Here is a 17,735-nt window from a genome sequence, read left to right as displayed (position 1 = left end):
GACCTTGCCAGCGACAATCAGGATGATACGATCCCAATCGCCGCGACATGATCTGTCTCATTTAGATCGTCGCCAGCGTCTCACTCAGATTGTCGCGCTATACTCAAGGACTTGGTCTGCGGCCTCCAACAGGGGGACCCAGATGAGCGTCCTTTGGCTCTGCTCCTTCCAGCGCTTCTTCTGCCGCTTCACACGCAGCGCGTAGACGTCCACACGGGTAAGGCGAAAGTCGGAGCGAGTGCGGCGCCAGTAGGTGTAGGACCCAAGTGGCGCTCGGAGCACGGCGCCGACCAACCCCGCTTCCTCTTCCGCTTCGACCTTCGCTGTTTCATCGTCCCGCAGGCCCTTCATCGGCCAGCCTTTGGGGATGGTCCAGCGACCGGTCGTGCGTGATGTCACCAGACAAACCTCGACCCGGCGTTCGTCGTCGAGGCGGATGGGAAGGGCTGCGACCTGATGCGAATAGCGGTCCTTCCCCATGAGCCGGCGCTGATCCTTGGCTTCCTATGACGTCATCTCAAGGACATACATCACACAGTGCCGCTGATCGTCATCCATTCGATCTGTTAGGTAACCTCACGGGCTCGGGACTCGGCCATGTGGTGTAGGCGTTCCTTCGAGCGTCAGCCCCGCGCCCGGCTAAGGGCACGCAAGGCTGCGATCTGTGCATTCTGATTGCTGGGCTCTATGCGATCGGCCGTCCTCTCTAGCACACTTGCCATTTCCAAGAGCCGAGCCGGCGTCAGTCGCAGGTTGGCGCAATCCGGATCCCGCGCTGCCAGACGCAGTTCCAAGGCAATCGTCAGCAAATCAACCGTGGTGTGGCTGTCCATGAACCCCCGCTTCCCAATGGGAACGGAGAACGGACCAGACCGCTAATCGCTCCGCGGCAGATCCCACCGTCGAAACACCGGCTCCAGCCGCTGTGGCTATGATTGGACCGACCGCTATTTAGAGGCCGCAGGGCCAGAGGACGTACGCAGCGTCGATCGATGCCCCCGACCGCAAGGATCCCCAAAATGACGACCGCGACGATCGGGACTGCATCTCCCGGCTTAAGCCCCGTGCGACAGGATCGGCCGACATGGTTCGTCGTGTCAGCCATCGTGCTGGCGTTCACTGCCGTCGCCCTGGCGTGGACTGTCTGGGCCAGCCAATCCCGCACGGTGTCGAGCCAAGCGCAGGGACGGCTGAACGGAGCGCTCGCCGAACTCCTCTACACCGTGACGACCGCCCAAAGCAGCATGCGGGGCTTCGTCCTCTCGGGCACTGATGCGTTCCTCGACCCCTACCGTCAGGCGTCCGAGGCCCTCCCGTCGGCCCTCGACGCTGTGACCCAGACCCTCGCCGTGGCTCGGGTCGATGGCGAGGAGGTTGAGGTCGTCTCGGACCTCGCCCAGCAGCAGATGACCTTCATCGAGTCCGTAGTCGAGGCGCGCACGCAGGAAGGGTTCGAGGCCGCGTCCGCTCTAGTTGCGAGCGGTGTCGGACGGGAGATCATGGCCGAGCTGCGGTCCGCGACGCGTGAGTTGACCGCCGGGTCCAACGCGGTGATCGAGAACAACATGCGTGTGGGCCGCCTGCTCGGCTGGAGCCAGCTTGCCCTCCTGCTACCAGCACTCGGAGCGGCAGGCTACCTCGCGTTGCTCGCATGGCGCCGACAGGAGCAGGTCCAGGCCGCTGCCGACCTTCTGACCGATGTGATGGAGGTCGCCCCCGTCGGCGTCGCCTTCTTCGATGCCGACCGTCACTTGCGCCGGGCCAACGCCGAGTTTGCCACCGTCGTGTCCGCCACGGGCACGACGACCGCGAAAGACTGGCTGCTGCCGGTCCTTGATCGTGTGCTGGCGACGGGAAGTGGCCTGAACGAGAGGGCGTTTACCTTCGGCGAAGTGGGTGAGCGTCGAGCGGTCGTATCCGCGTTCCCGACCAGCGGAAGCGGTAAGGCGAAGGGCGGGGTCGGGGTCTTCGTGCTTGAGACCACAGAGCAGCAGCGCACGATGGCCGCGCTCAGCGAGACGAGCGCCCAGTTGGCGGCAATCGGCGACAACATCCCCCAGCTCGCATGGATGGCCGAGCCGACGGGCGGCATTGTCTGGCACAATCGCCGTTGGTTCGACTACACCGGGACAGACGCCGACATCATGGCGCGGGACGGCTGGTCCAACGTCATCGAGCCCGAGCACGCGGAGCGGGTCGATGAAGGCTACCGGTCTGCGGTGGCGACCGGCGAGCCTTGGGAAGACACGTTCCCTCTGCGCGGCGCCGACGGGACGTTCCGTTGGTTCCTGACCCAGGCTGTGCCGATCCGGGACGCGAGCGACCGGGTCGTCCGATGGTTCGGCACGAACACCGACGTCACCAAGCAGCGCGCTTTGGAGGAGGAGTTCCTGGCGGCGAAGGAAGTCGCCGAGAACGCCAACCGGGCGAAGTCGCAGTTCATCGCCAACATGAGTCACGAACTCCGCACGCCGCTTTCGGCGGTGATCGGCTATGCCGAGATGCTAGAGGAGGAGGTCGAGGATCTGGGCCAGACCCATCTTCTGCCCGACCTCAAGAAGATCGAGGGCAACGCCCGCCACCTTCTCAGCCTGATCAACGACGTCCTCGACCTGTCGAAGATCGAGGCCGAGCGCATGGACCTGTTCGCCGAGACCTTCGACCTCGCGACCGTCCTGGAGGAGGTCGGCTCCACCGTCGGCTCGCTCATTGCCAAAAAGAACAACACCCTCGTCATCGAGCAGGACGGCACGCTCGGTGATATGCACAGCGATCAGGTCAAGATCCGCCAGTGCCTCCTGAACCTCCTGTCCAACGCCTCGAAGTTCACGGAAACCGGGATCATTACGCTGGCGGCGGGGCGCACGACGGTAGCCTCGCGCGACTGGATCACGCTGTCGGTGACCGATAGCGGCATCGGGATGACGCCCGAGCAGGTCGAGCGTCTGTTCGAGCGCTTCGCGCAGGCTGATGAGACGACGACACGCAAGTTCGGCGGAACGGGACTTGGACTCGCTATCACCCGTGCCTTCTGCCGCCTGCTCGGCGGCGACATCGGCGTTACGAGCGAGGAGGGCGTCGGGACCACCTTCACGATCCGCATTCCGGCTGTCGTCGAGGAGATGATCGGAGATGCGGCGATCCCGACAGGTGGCGACGTCGCGGTCGGCGGTCCGGCCGGCACGGTGTTGGCAATCGACGACGACCCGCACGCTCGGGACCTTGTCACGCGTTTCCTGACCAAGGAAGGGTTCACGGTCCGCACGGCATCCGACGGGATCGCCGGACTGGAGATGGCACGGGCACTGGTTCCGGACGTGATCCTTCTCGACGTCACCATGCCTAAGAAGGACGGCTGGTCGGTGCTGGCCGAGCTGAAGGAGGACCCGCGGCTGTCGGGCGTTCCCGTCGTCATGGTGTCGAGCCTCGACGAGAAGCGCATCGGCTACGCGCTCGGCGCCTCGGACTACCTCGTGAAGCCCGTCGAATGGGAGCGCCTGAAGGAGGTCATGGACCGCTACCGCGACGCGCCGGGTGGCCTTGTCCTCGCGATCGACGACGACGAGGATACGCTAGCCCGCTACGCGGTAATGCTGCAACGACAGGGCTTCGAGTTCGCGTCCGCCACAAACGGTCGTCTCGGTCTCCAGCGCGTTGACGAACGCCGCCCAGACCTGATCCTGCTCGACCTCAACATGCCCGTGATGGACGGGTTCGACTTCCTCGCCGAACTCCGCGCAGACCCGGACCGTACCGACATTCCGGTCGTTGTCCTGTCGTCGAAGGACCTGAGTTCCGACGAGCGCCATGCGCTGAACACTGCGGCTGACCAAGTCTTGTCCAAGACCGAAGTCTCGCTACGCCAATTGGCCAATCGCATTCGGGACATCCTGCCACCGAACTCCTTGCCATCTGCAACGGACATTCCACCGAAGGATATCTAGGCCTAACGCTGCATCGGTTAGGGACGCGTCATGATTGAGGGTGATCTGAGCCGCGCTAGAGCGATCCAGCACGTTATGTCCCGGCGCGCAGAGCACTTGCCAATTAACCAAGATCTACCGCCAACTGAAAGTAGCTATTCGTACTCGGGCTCAGGCGTCGATCCGCTCTCCGAAAAGCGTCAGGGTGCGCAGGATCGCGTTCGGGTCATAGGGCTTGGAGAAGAATACGCTGTGTTCGGGCATCTCCTCGGGCGTGACCTTAACCCGTCCCGACACGACGATGAACTGCACAGGGGGCCAGCGCTCGCGCACGGCCGCCGCGAGCTTCAGCCCGTCCAGAGAGCCAGGCATTTCGACATCGGTGAAGACGATGCGGATCTCGGAATACCGCTCCAGCATGCGGATCGCGGTGTCGGCATTGCGCGCCTCGTAGACCTTGAAGCCTGCCTCGATCGCAAGGTCGACGGCTTCGGCAAGGATGAAGGGGTCGTCCTCGACGACGAGGACGGCGTATCGTGACGGATCGAAGGATTGGGCCATACGAGAAACAGCAAACCTACGAAGAGCGGGAGGGCACAGCCCCGGTGAGTTCGAACCGAACGCCGCCAGGCGCGTAGTCGAGGCGGCCGGTCCCATCGAAGTAGGAGCCGACGATCCGCTCGATCAGCTTGGAGCCGAACCCCTGGCGCATCGGCTGCATAACGGCCGGGCCGCCGTTTTCGATCCATCGGAACGTGAACGCCCCGCCGGTCAGCGACCATGCGATATGGATCAGGCCGGCATCAGTGGACAGGGCACCGTATTTTACGGCGTTGGTTGCCAGCTCGTGGATGGCGAGGCTCAGGCCAAGGGCCTGCTGCGAGGTCAGGCGGTAGGAGGGACCGTCGATGGTGATCCGGTCGCCGCCGACGCGGTGGGGCTCGATCGCCGCACGGACCACATCGGGAACGTCGGCCTCTTCCCAGGATGTCAGCGTCAGGATGTCCTGGGCTCGGGCGAGCGCCCCCAGGCGCGAGGCGATGGCGAGCCGACCCGCCTCCATGCTCTCGGCCTGCCGAAGGGTCTGAGTGGTGATCGCCTGCACCATCGCAAGCGAGTTCTTCATCCGGTGGGCCATCTCCTGCGTCAGCACGCGCTGGGCGTCCTCCATCCGCTGGCGGGCCAGCGCCACGCGCACCCGGTCGCTGACCTGCTGGACGAACTGCAACTCGCCGTCCGTCCAAGGATGCAGCTCGCGCGCGTTGGCAAACACAACCGCGTAGAGGTGGCCGTCGAAACTGACGGGGAGGTTGAGGAGCGACCGGGTCTGGATCGCATCGAACTCCGCCTCCCGGCCGCTCGTTCGTGGATCCGCATGGACGTCGTCGATCGCAACCGTCACATCGTGCCTGAGATCAGCGATGTAGGAGCCAAAGGACCCAAGGCTGTGCTGGCCAACGAGGCTACGTATGCCGGGCTCGCACCAGTCGGATCTGACGACGATCGTGCCGTCACGAGAATCAACGAGGCCGGCCCCGACCCGATCGACCTCCAGCCCATCAGCGAGGCAACGGGCCGCCGCGGTGACGATCGTGTCGAGATTGGAGCGATCACGCAGCTCGTCCCCCAATGTCAGAAGCGTCGCTTGCCGCCTGTCCCGTTTGATGCGGTCCGTGACCTCGACGAAGATCACGGTGAAAAGGTCACCGCCGATCGGCTGGGCCATTCCCTCGTACCAGCGATCGAGCGTACCGACCCGGCGGGTGAAGCGGGCGGGTTCGCCGGTCTCGACGACACGGGCGAACTCGTCGATCCATTCGTCCTCGACGCCCGGAACGACGTCCCGGAGGGTGCGCCCCGTCGCGGTCCCGCGGGGCATGCTGACGAGGTCGTGCCAGGCATCGTTGACCGCCTCGTAGCGCCAGTCGATCGCTCTGCCTGCCGCGTCGCGGATCAGTTCGCCGATGACGAAGCCCTCACGCAGCGTCTCGAAGACCGTACGCCACTTGGCTTCGCTCCGGTCGAATGCGTCCTGTTGCAGCGTTACGTCGCGGGCGTCGGCATGGGCCCTCGTTGTCTCGGTGCAGGCACAGAAAAAACCCTCGACGCGTTCGTCTTCCGAGCGGATCGGCGTGAAGGAGAAGTTGAAGCGCGTTTCCTCAAGAACGCCCTTCCGGTCGACCATCAGAAGGATATCGTCCATGTAGGTCGGAGTGCCGGTATAGGCCGCCTCAACGATCGGCCGCATGTCATCGGCCACCTCGTGCCACACTTCCAGGAAGGGGCGTCCGAGCGCGTCCGGATGCTTGTTGCCAAGGATCGGCCGCAGCTCATCGTTGTAGAGAAGGGTCTGCGCCTCACCCCAGACTGTGAACATCGGCTGGCAGGCGTCCAGCATCAGATGGACGATCGTCCTCAATGGTGCTGGCCAGAACTCCGGCGTTCCCAAAGGCGACCCGGTCCAATCATGCTCGCGGATCTGCCGAGCCTGTTCACTATCTCCGGCCGGGAAACGGTGCATGCCTGTCTCATCGGGTTCACGGTCTCGCGATGATCGACAAGCCCTTGCTTCAGCTAGACGAGGAGGAGACGGAGGGCAATCTCAAGGCCTCGCGGGATGACGTTTGGAAGCGTTGATGATGTCCTGCGCGGCGTCGCGGACCGGCTGCGTCAACTCTTCCTCGGGGGATGATCCTCGGGGTGCCTTTGCCGCGGTGAGTCCATAGTCATTTTCCTAGGCGGAGTGAGTCACCAGGTTCTCGATCCCATGGTCCAGACGTTTTCGCTTGATCGTCAGGTGTTCATGGGTGGCTAGGTCAGATCGAGTGCGTCTCGGGAACATTCGGCATCACTTGGTCAGGCGACGCGAAAAGGCGACCGCGATGCGGTCTAAGCGGAGCTGCTGGGACGCTCCAAGCACCGAAGTGATCTGCCGACGGGACGGCGCAAGCGTTCTACGTCGAGATGACGAGGTGACTCGTGAACTGAGTTGCCTGGGTGTCCGCTTTCCGCAACCAAGATCCAATGTTGAAAGGCTGTAATGGGTCGAAAGCGGTTGGGCCGTTTTAGGGGTCGCTTGCAGATCGTAAGCCGGGCGCACAGAGTGACGACCGTCATCCGTTCAATGTCAGCTTGGAGTTGAACCCATGCGCGTCCTGATCCCGACCCTCGGCCTTGCCGTCGCGGCCCTGTCGATGTCGGCGACCTCCGCTTTGGCTGCGGTCCCCTTCTTCAACGCCACGTGCCCCGGACGGATCGAGGTCCATGCCGACGAGGGAGGCCCGATCTACATCGGCGCACGCGAGGCGACGCTGAAACGTTTCAACGACAACTACTACGAGGCGCGCTCCGGCGGGGTCACCATCTCGCTGACGATCCGCCCGGACGGCACGCCCGACGTCTCCTACACGGGCAAGAACCGTGCGAACGGCGTCTGCCAGATCAAGGCGGCACCCGACGATGGGATGAACCGGAGCGACGACGCCCGACCGGAGCCAAGGGGCCGACGCTCTGCCGGGGTGTCCATGGGCGCGCTGCCCGACCAGTGCCGCCGCGAGGCAACCGAAGAGTTCGACGTGCGGCCGAGCGACGTGACGACCAACATGGCCTTCCGGAGCGGCGAGCGCATCGTGGTCCAGGGCAACTTCCCCGATGGCGGACGCACGACCTTCTTCAACTGTTGGTTCGATGGCGACGGCAACTTCGTATCGGTAAATTGACACCGCCGTGAGCAGGCGGCCCAGACGACAGGCAGTCCGCCTGTCATCGGAAGGGGCTGGGTTGCCGTACCAGGTTGGGCAGCCTGGTGCTGGCGCCGCCATCAGTGCACGCGGCTGGGTCCTCCTGCTCCTTTCCGTCGCTGTCGGCTTCGCAGTCGTTTCGCTGGCACCGCCACGCGTCTTTGCCGGCATCCTCTCCGTCGTCCCAGCCTTGCTCTTCACAACAATCCCGCTCGTCACGCTCCACGTCGTGTCTGGTAGCGATGCTGGGCGGATGTTCCGCGGATACCGTGCCCGAGCGTTTGGCCTGTCTGTCCTGTTCGGCATCGCGACTCTGACGGCCTCGTTGGCGATGGCGCTGGTCGTGCGCCCGTTCGCGCCGCTGGAGCCGAACCGCGTCGGCGATGTCCTGGCGAACGCCGACGCATTTGCCGTCGGCATCTTCCTCGTACGGACGTTCATTCAACTGGTCGGGGAGGAGGCCGTGACGGTCCTGCCGCTTCTGGCCGTCACGTGGTTCTGCACGGCGAAGATGGGCATCGGCCGACGCGGCGGCCTTGCGTTGGGCGTCGCGGTATCGACGCTCCTCTTCGCCGCCATGCACCTTCCGACCTACGACTGGAACGTCGTCCAGTGCTTCGCCGTCATCGGCACAGCGCGGCTGGTGCTGACCGCGGCCTACCTTCGCACGGGGAACCTGTGGGTCTCGTCCGGGGCGCACATCCTCAACGACTGGTCTATTTTCGCTGTCGGCTATGCCGGAAGCCACCTGCCGATCGGCACCTGATCTGTCGAGCGGTGACCTGGGTCAGGCGGGTGCAACGAAGGACGCCATGGCCAGCGCGATGAGGACGAAAAGGACGGCGCCGACGAAGAGGGTGGCGACCACGCGCGCCAAAGCCTCACCGTGACCGACGCCCGCGTGCAGCACGAACCAGCGGGCCTCGATAGCGACATACCAGACGAGCCCCGCGCCGAGCAGGATGCTGGTGATGGTCCACGCCGTCGGGTTGGCGTAGCGCACGCTGGTCATCGAAAGGTCAAAGGCCAGCGATAAGGGCGCCGCCGCATAGCACTGACTGTAGAAGGCCGGGCGCAGGGTCTCGCGGGTGAGGGGCAATCCTAGCCTGCGGATGCGCTGGACCGCCATCATCAGGGGAAACAGGCTGAAGAGGACGGCCCGGAACAGGAGAAGGTTGCGCTGGTCGGCCATGGCGCCGGTCAGCTCGCGCGTTGGCAGGCCGAACCGCAGGTCGACGAGGTGCGCGATGAGCAGCGTCAGGAACAGGAAGATCGGCGGGCTGATGGCGGCGGCGTAGCGGACCTTAGCGTCGGAGCCGAGTTCGACCTCTGCATAGGCCATCATACGGATCGGATGACGGACGCACTTCCAGAGCGTCAGGGGGTAGAACAGGAGCCAGGAGACGAGTTCGTAGAGCAGTTCCTCGACGGACTTCAGAAGGTTCATGAGGTCCATGCACGGGACTCCGTCGGCGCTGGGAAGAAGCACTCTACCCGACCCTACGATCCGGAGCTTCCCCAGGCTATGTCTGCTTTTCGGACGCGTCGATCCCTGTGGGAAGGGCAACGTTGGGTCGATAGCGGATGGATCGCTTCCGCGCGTCCGCTACTACGGCACTGATCAGCACGACCGGGTGACTTGCGGTCTGTCTGCTTTGAGTGACCCTCACAACGAAAGCGGCCGCGTTGGTCGCGGTGGTTGTTGCGGTATGTCGACCATGCCGCCAAGGTGCTGGGAATCTCCACGCAAGCTTAATCCTTCCGACGTAGTGCTCCAGCCTGAACGACGCTCTGTCGATCTACTATCATGGGTGCGGAACCAAGGCATGTCGGAAAGCCAGCGAGAAGCGTTGCGTCAGAAGGCATTGACCGAGATCGCGCTTCTCGACACACCGCCCGAGCGCGAGTTCGACACGCTCGCCCGACTGGCTAAGCGCATGCTAGGCACAAGCATGTCCTCGATCACGCTGGTGGACCCCGAGCGACAGTGGTTCAAGGCGCGCTGCGGCCCGTTGGCCCCCGCGACGCAGCGCGCGGGCGCCTTCTGCCCGGTGGTGTTCGAGACCGAGGCTCCGCTTTGCGTTCCGGATTCCCATCTCGACCCGCGCTTCGCAGAAAGCCCGTTCGTCACGGGTGCCCCCAACATCCGCTACTATGCCGGTGTCCCGGTTCGGGTTCGCGCGGACGGGGAGGCCCAACCGATCACGATTGGGACGCTCTGCGTTCTGGACCACCAACCACGCGAGGAGACCGACCAGGATCGTTTGGTGCTGGAGGAGCTTGCCTGCATTGCAGAGGCCTTGGTCGAAGCTCGTGCAACCGCGCTGCGGGCAGCCCGGCTGGCTGAGGAGAGGCGTGTCGCCGTGGACCGCCTGGAGCGCGAGCGTCGTCAGTTCAAGCAAGCCGAGCAGATGGGAGCCATGGGCTCCTACCGATACGATCTGACACAGCAGGTGACCGAATGGTCGGACGGCGTGTTTGCGGTTTACGAGCTTCTCGTCAGCGGCGGCGTGCCGAACGGCGAGATCATGAGCTACTATCCGGAGGCGGACCGGACCGCGGTCCTGGGCGCCGTTGCGCGAACCTTGGAGACCGGCGAGCCGTTCGAGATGGAGAACGACTTCGTCACCGCACGGGGCAACCGGCGACGCGTGCGTCTCTTGTGCGAGATCGAGCTGGCTCATGGGCAGCCGGTCGCCCTGATCGGTTTGATCCAGGACATCACGGATCGCCACGCCATGGAGCAACGCCTGCGTCATCAGGCGCGAACCGATGACCTGACACAGCTTTCCAATCGTGCCGAGTTCCATCGGGTTCTCGACAGGCGGTTGCGAGAGGCCCATGCCGCAAACCAAGACCTAGCAGTCCTTGTGATCGATCTCGATGGCTTCAAGAACGTCAATGACGCGCTGGGTCATGCCGCAGGCGACGAGGTACTGCGCCGCGTGGCCGACCGATTGCGCCGACCTTCCATCAAAGGATGCTTCTCAGGTCGGCTTGGCGGCGACGAGTTTGCCATTGCGGTGCCGGCTGAGGTCGGACGTGCTGAATTAGCATTGATGGTCGAGACGCTCCTGCGCGATCTCGACATGGTCATGGGCACATCCGGACAGATCGCACGCGTGTCGGGCACGGTCGGCATCGCTTGGTCCAGCGAGGCAGGGCACGACCGCGACACCGTCCTACGCCATGCAGATGCAGCGCTCTACGAGGCCAAACGCTCACAGAAGGGCGCGGCGCAGACCTATCGAACCGACATGTCCGTCGCCAAACACGTCGCGTGACGCTGAGGAGCGTCCGCTTTCGGGTATCCGGTAACGTCGTTGTACGGCTCAGATGGGTCGGTAGCCGCCCCAGAGTCCCCTCTAGATCAAATGGCGCGGGTCACTCAACCCTCTTCTATGCGCTTTCACTAGGTGTGCTGGTGAGCGGCTGGTTGTCGGCAGGCTGATGCCGGCTGAACTTGGCTGGTTCCCCAAGAAGATGATTACCCGTCGCGCTCGCCAACCTGGCTGGGGAGAGGATCTGGGCAAAGGACGCATCATGGAAATCCACGATCCCCTCTCGCTTCAGGTCCGCCATCCTACGGGACACCGTCTCAATCGTCAGTCCCAGAAAATCGGCCATGGCACCGCGGGAAAGTGGAAGCCGAAGCCCTCGGTGTTCTTCGCTGACGTCGATCGATCGAGCCCCACGAGATAGCTGATCTAGATAGGTCGCGACCCGCTCACGTGCCGTCTTGCGTCCGACGGTCAATAGCCAGTTCCTAGCTTCGTCGAGCTGAACGCCGATTTGGTCTCTGAACTCGAGCTCCATCTCGCGATTGCGTGACAGGACGTTCTCAAAATGGGAACGCGGGAAAGAACATATGCGGGTTGTTTCCTCTGCAACAATTTCGAGCCCCGTGCCGCCAGCGATGGCGCCGATAATGCTCAGAGGGAATTGCAGTGCGACAATCTGGTGTCGCCCATCGGGCAAGTACAGAGACAAGCTCACGGTGCCGCTGAGAACCACGGCCACGAAGCCGAGATCGTCGCGTGTACGCCACACCGTATCATGTTGGGCTACCACCCGGCGAGTGGAGATTCGAGCTAGGAGACTCAGTTCCTCAACGCTGAGAACGTGGCAGATGCCGCTTTGCCTAACAGGGCACCCTACGCACCCAGCGGGCGTGTTTAGTGTATCGCTTAGTGGCAATTTCGAGTGGATTCGCATTGCCGTCGCCGCCTTCGTTGAAGTGATCGGCTGTGCCCTTTAATTAGGCCGCTGCATATCAAGGCACAATAAGATTCAAGGCACAATAAGATCGAATTAGGAAGAGAATTTAACGTTTCGCTCTGCGATCAGAACCGATCATCTAAAGGGAGCCGTTCGAAGATATCTGCTCTTTTGGAGCGTGATTCGGGTCGCTTGTCGGCGATCGAAGGGTTCTGACTTGAGAGGCACATTCGTACTCAGAAGGCGACCCGCTCGACCGACCAGCCAAGCGGATCTTCGCGTCGAGCCCGTAGGAGACGCAACACGACGCGATAGACGAAGGACGCGCTTCATCAAAGGCGGAGTCAACTCCGGATCAAATGGTGCTGGCCACTCAACCCTCTGCGACAGGCTTTAGGGTAGCTAGGCAGGGGACCCAACCAACATATTGCCAAGATTGGCATATTCCATCCGGCATTGGGTCCTTTGGATGGAGACGATCATGCGCGATCTGTTCTGGCTGTCGGACGAGGCGTGGGCGGTATTGGAGCCGCACCTGCCGAAAAACCAGCCTGGCAAGCCCCGGGTCGATGACCGGCGAGTGATCTCGGGCATCCTCCATATCCTGAAGACCGGCGGTCGCTGGCGAGATGTGCCGCCGGAGTACGGACCGACCAAGACGATCTACAACCGTTATACCCGATGGGCACGGCGTGGCGTCTGGCAGCGGATCTTTGCCAAGGTCGCAGCCGCAGGCGCTGTCCCTCACGAGCTTTGCCTCGACAGCACCCATGTCAAAGCACACCGATCCGCTTCGGGCGGAAAATGGGGGAGTTCAGCCAAGCGGTCGGCGTCTCGCGCGGCGGCCGAACGACGAAAATCCATTGTCTGGCCGATGCTCGTGGCCGGATCGTTGCCCTTGCCCTTGCCCTTGCCCTTGCCCTTGCCCTAACGCCCGGCAACATCGCAGACATCACCATGGCGCTCCCGCTTCTGGAGTCTATGAGACCGACCGAGCGGCTCATTGCGGACAAAGCCTACGACGCCGACAGGCTGCGAAAATGGCTCATCGACCGACAGATCGAGCCAGTCATTCCAGGACGGGCTGCCCGTGACGTTGTCTACCCGCTGAACAGAAGGGCTTATCGCCGCCGAAACGTCATTGAGCGCATGTTCGGCAGGCTCAAGAACTGGAAGCGCATCGCAACCCGGTACGACCGCCTCGCCATCAAATATCTGGCCGCCATCGCCCTTATCGCCACAGTCACTCAATGGCTTGGGTGAGTACCCTACCTAGTAACATACGGCCTCGCCAAATATTCGGTCTGTCCCCGCGCTCCGAATACGGACCCGATATGTGCCTTGAGTCAGCAGGCCATGGTTTTTGAACAGGAGGCAATATTCGCTTGCGAAGTCATTATGGTCCGCATCTTCATCGCGAACGTCAATTGTGAGAGTCCGACGAGTTGTCCAATGGACTGAGATCGCGGACGACTGCGTTGCAGCCAGTTCTCGGATATCCTTCGCCCAATCTGCGGCGGCTGCGCCGGGCAAGCAGAGTACGATGGCCGTGATCATGCTTCTCATTCGAGCCTCCGTCGGCGATGCATAAGAAGGCTATCAACGCAGGACCCACGCGGAACGAGATCGAGATATCATCACTTCAAACCCATCTGGTGGGAGGCGACCCATCCGGTCGGGTTGGCGAATCCGGATGGGTCTTCACGTCGCGGCGGTTGGAGACGTCGCGACGCGATTAGATGACAACACGCCTGCTTCTGCGCGTACTTGCCCTACGCTTCTGCGGTAGGATCCAGACGCGTTTAGAACAGCCCATCAAACAGGTTCACCATCGTCATCGCTATGACGGCAATCGGTAGGCCAAACAGAAGGACATATAGCCCAAGCTGACTTCCATCTCTCGGCATGTCGATCGCCTGATTGGCGGTGATCGCTGTAGGTTTTGGCTGCGGATGACGCAGGCGCCTACGCGAGGAACTTGTGGGCTGGTTGCCCCCATCGTCGTTCCAGACATCGATCGAACCGCTGTCAGCTAATGGAAGCTTTGTTCTCGGCATATGAATATTTCGCGCTGGGCGAGTGATCATGTCACGCAGATGCGTGGAAAACCCAGAGAGTCGAGTTGGGCTTGAGTCCGTCTATCGGACGAGCCTCAGGAAGATGGCTTGTTCCAGGCGATGCATCGATCTCGCAATGCCTTCTGAAGCACCTTCTGCTGCGCCTTTGCGGAGTAAGCTTGGTAGCATGCCCCCGTCCGATACGAGGACGGAGAAGTCAAAGGCGCAGCCATTGCTTTCATGAACGCATAATAGACGCCGGTCGGTCGGGTCTCATCGGCCGATGGTAGATCTGGGATCGTCGTCGCGTCCAGGCGTTTCCGGTAGATACGCATTTCAGACACCCTTGCTCTAGAGTGAAAAATGTCGCGCCGATGACCTCGGTTATTACAGAGTGTGTGATTAACTCCAATGACAGTGGCGATCATCAATCGCCACATTGAACTGGGTTGGGTAAGCGGTGAGTTCAACGCCTTGGGAATAATTGATTGCGAGGAGTAAAATTCAGTCGATGGGTAGAAATATATATCCAAATAATTTGGATGATGGAACAAGGATATCTAGGAGGAGTTTAGATAAGACGGATAACGGGAGGAATAAATGAAAATCGCGTCATTTTACGCCGCAGCTTTCGTCTGCGGCCTTGCAGCATTCTCAGTAGGACCAGTGTTCGCTCAAACGATGACGTCAACTCCCACAGCGTCGGGATCACGCACCGAGATGGGCTGGCTCGGCTTCGACCCTGGGTGGCTTGGTCTAATCGGACTGCTAGGTTTGGGAGGTCTGGTGCGCCAGAGGGACTCCTCTGACATAGGCCGAAAGACGGGTGTGCGGGGACGACCGCTAGTGTGAGAGCAAATCTTGAAACCACATTCTAGCCCGCCTAGTTCGCTCGGCGGGCTTTTTCGTGCCTACGGACACCTGGAGGTTCAAATAGCCATCCCCTCGGCCGCAATGCTCGGTCGGCAGGCCGATCGGATCTTCGTGTCGAGCCCTTAGGAGACGCACACGGCGCGATGGACGAAGGACGCGCTTCATTTGAGGCGGAGTCAACTCGGGATCATCTGAGGGCAACCCACCGGGTCGCAGTTGCGTGTCCAGGACAGTCTTCGCGTCGAGATCATTGAAATGCTCAATGCCAAGGCTCGCGCAAAACGCGTAGTTTTTTAGACGGGTACAATTTCAACGTTTGAATTATTAAAGCATGGTATGGTGGACCGAACGGTCGAATGCACTTCAGCCATTCTACCAACGGTGGGGGTCGCCTTGTTCCTTCCGGATGAAGACGACACGATCTTAAGTGCCGCCCGTAAGCGACTTTATCTAAAAGATGCAATGCGCCGGTGGCCATGGCTGACCATCTTCGAGTGCCTCAATATGCAGACGGAGGAGCAACTTATCGCTGCCGTGCAACGTGGGTCGTCTCAGCTCGCGGTCGACACAGCAGCAGAGGTCACCCTTTGGCTGCGTGGAAAGACGTTTTAGGAGTTCACCTTTCTGGATCGTCCCCGTGGAGTCGCCCGCGCATTCAAATGGCAGGGTCGGGTGGAAAGCAGTCGGTCCGCTTCCAAGCTCGATCGAGCGGGCAGCAGACAGTGGCGACCTGCTGGCATCCCGCGCGTCATCATAGGGGCAATGGCCTTCTACGCTGAGCGTCTAGGCGAGAGCGTCCCGCCCGCTGCCAGCAATTCGGTTCAAGAAGCGGGCGGGGGTCGGCTCGGTCCTGCGCGGAGTATCGAACTCTCCGTCCGACCTCAGAAGCCCTCCAGCACGACCTTGCCCCGTGCCTTGCCGCTCTCGAGAAGGGCATGCGCCTGACGCAGGTTCGCAGCATTAATGGGCGTCAGCGTGCTCGTCGCGGTGGTGCGGATGCGGCCCTCGTCAACGAGCTGCGCAACCTGATTGAGGATCCGGCCCTGTTCGCCCATGTCGGCTGTCTGAAAGATCGAGCGGGTGAACATCAGCTCCCAATGAATCGAGACGGCCTTGCGCTTGAACGGGATGACGTCGAGGGTGTCGGGATCGTCGATGAGCCCGAAACGGCCCTGCGGAGCGATCAGTTCGACGATCTCGGAAAGGTGCCGGGTCGTCTCGGTCGTCGAGAAGACGAAGGCGGGGGCTCCGATCCCGAGGGCCGCGACCTGCTCGGCCAAGGGTCGGGAATGGTCGATCACGTGATGGGCGCCAAGCTCGCGGACCCACGCCTCGGTCTCGGGCCGCGATGCGGTCGCGATGACGGTGAGCGGGGTGAGGGCGCGGGCGAGCTGGATGGCGATCGAACCGACGCCACCCGCGCCGCCGACGATCAGGATGGCGTTCGCTGAACCCGGGACCGGCTTGGCAATGTCGATCCGGTCGAACAGCATCTCCCAGGCCGTGAGGGCCGTCAGCGGCAGCGCGGCGGCCTCTGCATCCAAGAGCGATGCCGGCTTTGACCCGACGATACGCTCGTCGACGAGATGGAACTCGCTATTGCTACCCGGGCGGGTGAGTGAACCGGCGTAAAACACGTCGTCGCCGGGCTTGAAGCCGACAACCCCGTCGCCGACTTCGACGACCTGTCCGACCGCATCCCAGCCCAGCACCTTCCAATCGTCGTCGGCCGGCCGCGCGCTGTTGCGGACCTTGGTGTCGACCGGGTTCACCGAGACGGCTCTGACCGCGACGAGAAGATCCCGGCCGGTTGGAATGGGGTGGGGGAGTTCGATGTCCTCGAGGGCGTCCGGTCGATCGATCGTTCCGGGTGTCTTGTAGCCGATGGCCTTCATTTCGAGAGCTCCTGCTTGCGCTTCGCTTGTTGAGACGGGCGGAACTTGGCTGTAGCCTCGTGCGGACTCAATACGCACAAATGCAGCCTATAGTGTCGAAAAGGATACCGTGATGGCGAAGGCGCGGTTCTCGCGGTTCGATTGTAGTCCTGGCTGTTCGGTGGAAGCGGCAGTCGGCTTGATCGACGGCAAGTGGAAGTCGGTGATCCTGTTCCATCTCCTGTCCGGCACACTCCGCTTTGGCGAGATCCGGAAGCAGATCGCGAACGTGACGCCGCGCATGCTCACCAACCAGCTCCGGGAGCTGGAGGAGGACGGATTGGTCGAGCGGAAGGTCTATGCCCAGGTGCCGCCGAAGGTCGAGTACAGCCTCTCGCCGCTCGGGCGGACGATGGAACCGATCCTCCTCGCTTTGAAAGGATGGGGCGACGCCAATCTCGGCCTTTACGGCAAGCCGAAGCACGGCTCGCCCGCGGAAGAGGTGGCGGAGGAAAATGACGAGCGGGGGCGAAAAGCCGCCTGAACGGAATGACTGGTTGCAAGCGTGCGCTGACGAGTTGCAAACGTCTGCGAAGGGTCAAAAGCGGATGGACCGCTTCCGAGCGTCCGATTTTTGCAGCGGAGATGGGCTCGCCTGGGTGGTCTTCGGACGGTCCGCTACTGGAATTGATGGTGCGATAGCTGACCTTTGTTCGGTAATCTGCCCAGTCGACCGTGTGCGCAACAGGAAGATGACGCTGTCGGTTGCCGTAGCAGCCTGACCATACGGCCACTCGTTCATGCACGCGATCGGACACTAAAGCTCCAGCGCTTACGCCTGCGCGCGTGCCGCCACCAGCCGGTTGGTCGAACGTCCCAGCAGGGATATATATCAACCAGCGTGGAGCGCTTGGCTCGATTTGCTCGAGCGCATCAGCCGGCGCCCTGCGTCGCCTGTCAAACGGCCTGCAAAACTGACCCCGGATCGGCGTCCAACTTTGACCCCTGAGGCGTGAGGGTGCGGCCGCGGTTCCGATCTCCGTAGAGCCG

General features: G+C 62.2%; 13 protein-coding genes. 6 read left to right on the top strand and 7 right to left on the bottom strand.

Translation table 11 applies throughout. From position 1 onward, the window contains the following. Positions 1-84: 84 nt before the first annotated feature. Positions 85-480: an NUDIX hydrolase gene (locus ASF65_RS11900; RefSeq protein WP_055889387.1), complete on the bottom strand. Its 396-nt coding sequence runs from the start codon at positions 478-480 to the stop codon at positions 85-87. A gap of 143 nt (positions 481-623) precedes the next feature. Further along, positions 624-833 carry a hypothetical protein gene (locus tag ASF65_RS21690; RefSeq protein ID WP_162239486.1) on the bottom strand — a complete coding sequence of 70 codons (210 nt, stop codon included), beginning with the start codon at positions 831-833 and terminating at the stop codon, positions 624-626. A 186-nt stretch (positions 834-1,019) separates the two neighbouring features. On the opposite strand from ASF65_RS21690, the gene ASF65_RS11895 reads away from it, so the two are divergent. Continuing rightward, positions 1,020-3,944 (top strand): response regulator, encoded by a 2,925-nt coding sequence (locus ASF65_RS11895; RefSeq protein WP_162239485.1) that lies wholly within the window; start codon positions 1,020-1,022, stop codon positions 3,942-3,944. 150 nt (positions 3,945-4,094) lie between these two features. Here ASF65_RS11895 and ASF65_RS11890 read toward each other — a convergent pair whose 3' ends face one another. Both ASF65_RS11890 and ASF65_RS11885 read right to left on the bottom strand, forming a co-directional pair. After that, positions 4,095-4,484 (bottom strand): response regulator, encoded by a 390-nt coding sequence (locus tag ASF65_RS11890; protein WP_055889381.1) that lies wholly within the window; start codon positions 4,482-4,484, stop codon positions 4,095-4,097. A 16-nt stretch (positions 4,485-4,500) separates the two neighbouring features. Then, a complete protein-coding gene (locus ASF65_RS11885) occupies positions 4,501-6,321 on the bottom strand; it encodes an HWE histidine kinase domain-containing protein (protein WP_162239484.1) in 1,821 nt (606 codons plus the stop codon). A 748-nt stretch (positions 6,322-7,069) separates the two neighbouring features. Between ASF65_RS11885 and ASF65_RS21845 the strand changes: the two genes are divergently transcribed. Together ASF65_RS21845 and ASF65_RS11875 are read left to right on the top strand one after the other, a co-directional pair. Next, a complete protein-coding gene (locus ASF65_RS21845) occupies positions 7,070-7,642 on the top strand; it encodes a hypothetical protein (protein WP_200940047.1) in 573 nt (190 codons plus the stop codon). Positions 7,643-7,916: 274 nt separating this feature from the next. Then, a complete protein-coding gene (locus ASF65_RS11875) occupies positions 7,917-8,429 on the top strand; it encodes a CPBP family intramembrane glutamic endopeptidase (protein ID WP_082505496.1) in 513 nt (170 codons plus the stop codon). A gap of 21 nt (positions 8,430-8,450) precedes the next feature. On the opposite strand, the gene ASF65_RS11870 is transcribed toward ASF65_RS11875, so the two are convergent. After that, positions 8,451-9,119: a hypothetical protein gene (locus ASF65_RS11870; protein ID WP_055889376.1), complete on the bottom strand. Its 669-nt coding sequence runs from the start codon at positions 9,117-9,119 to the stop codon at positions 8,451-8,453. A gap of 370 nt (positions 9,120-9,489) precedes the next feature. On the opposite strand from ASF65_RS11870, the gene ASF65_RS11865 reads away from it, so the two are divergent. Continuing rightward, on the top strand, positions 9,490-10,947 hold the full coding sequence (locus ASF65_RS11865) for a sensor domain-containing diguanylate cyclase (protein WP_055889375.1): 1,458 nt from the start codon (positions 9,490-9,492) through the stop codon (positions 10,945-10,947). A 115-nt stretch (positions 10,948-11,062) separates the two neighbouring features. Here the strand turns inward: ASF65_RS11865 and ASF65_RS11860 are convergent, their stop codons facing one another. Beyond that, on the bottom strand, positions 11,063-11,878 hold the full coding sequence (locus tag ASF65_RS11860) for a Crp/Fnr family transcriptional regulator (RefSeq protein ID WP_082505494.1): 816 nt from the start codon (positions 11,876-11,878) through the stop codon (positions 11,063-11,065). A gap of 484 nt (positions 11,879-12,362) precedes the next feature. On the opposite strand from ASF65_RS11860, the gene ASF65_RS20915 reads away from it, so the two are divergent. Continuing rightward, positions 12,363-13,144, top strand: a protein-coding gene (locus ASF65_RS20915; RefSeq protein ID WP_244486639.1) for an IS5 family transposase whose coding sequence is annotated in 2 segments (ribosomal slippage) — positions 12,363-12,687 and positions 12,687-13,144 — 783 coding nt in all. Because the reading frame shifts where the segments join, the coding sequence is not laid out codon by codon here. Between the two features lie 2,548 nt (positions 13,145-15,692). Here ASF65_RS20915 and ASF65_RS11850 read toward each other — a convergent pair. Further along, the gene (locus ASF65_RS11850) at positions 15,693-16,706 is read right to left on the bottom strand and encodes a zinc-binding alcohol dehydrogenase family protein (protein ID WP_055889368.1); all 1,014 of its coding nucleotides are present in this window, start codon (positions 16,704-16,706) and stop codon (positions 15,693-15,695) included. A 112-nt stretch (positions 16,707-16,818) separates the two neighbouring features. Here ASF65_RS11850 and ASF65_RS11845 point away from each other — a divergent pair, with 112 nt between their 5' ends. Beyond that, positions 16,819-17,229, top strand: a complete 411-nt coding sequence (locus ASF65_RS11845) for a helix-turn-helix domain-containing protein (RefSeq protein ID WP_055889365.1) — start codon at positions 16,819-16,821, stop codon at positions 17,227-17,229. Positions 17,230-17,735 lie beyond the last annotated feature (506 nt).

Origin of the sequence: Aureimonas sp. Leaf324 (assembly GCF_001423245.1) — a bacterium.
In the GTDB taxonomy this organism is placed as follows: domain Bacteria; phylum Pseudomonadota; class Alphaproteobacteria; order Rhizobiales; family Rhizobiaceae; genus Aureimonas.
This window is presented reverse-complemented; position numbering and strand designations above follow the sequence as displayed.

Coding starts and splice junctions, on each gene's coding strand:
- ASF65_RS11890 (WP_055889381.1), bottom strand. CDS start 4,484: ATGGCCCAATCCTTCGATCCGTCACGATACGCCGTCCTCGTCGTCGAG.
- ASF65_RS11870 (WP_055889376.1), bottom strand. CDS start 9,119: ATGGACCTCATGAACCTTCTGAAGTCCGTCGAGGAACTGCTCTACGAA.
- ASF65_RS11850 (WP_055889368.1), bottom strand. CDS start 16,706: ATGAAGGCCATCGGCTACAAGACACCCGGAACGATCGATCGACCGGAC.
- ASF65_RS11885 (WP_162239484.1), bottom strand. CDS start 6,321: ATGCTGGACGCCTGCCAGCCGATGTTCACAGTCTGGGGTGAGGCGCAG.
- ASF65_RS11860 (WP_082505494.1), bottom strand. CDS start 11,878: ATGCGAATCCACTCGAAATTGCCACTAAGCGATACACTAAACACGCCC.
- ASF65_RS11900 (WP_055889387.1), bottom strand. CDS start 480: ATGGGGAAGGACCGCTATTCGCATCAGGTCGCAGCCCTTCCCATCCGC.
- ASF65_RS11895 (WP_162239485.1), top strand. CDS start 1,020: ATGACGACCGCGACGATCGGGACTGCATCTCCCGGCTTAAGCCCCGTG.
- ASF65_RS11875 (WP_082505496.1), top strand. CDS start 7,917: ATGTTCCGCGGATACCGTGCCCGAGCGTTTGGCCTGTCTGTCCTGTTC.
- ASF65_RS11865 (WP_055889375.1), top strand. CDS start 9,490: ATGTCGGAAAGCCAGCGAGAAGCGTTGCGTCAGAAGGCATTGACCGAG.
- ASF65_RS11845 (WP_055889365.1), top strand. CDS start 16,819: ATGGCGAAGGCGCGGTTCTCGCGGTTCGATTGTAGTCCTGGCTGTTCG.
- ASF65_RS21845 (WP_200940047.1), top strand. CDS start 7,070: ATGCGCGTCCTGATCCCGACCCTCGGCCTTGCCGTCGCGGCCCTGTCG.
- ASF65_RS21690 (WP_162239486.1), bottom strand. CDS start 833: ATGGACAGCCACACCACGGTTGATTTGCTGACGATTGCCTTGGAACTG.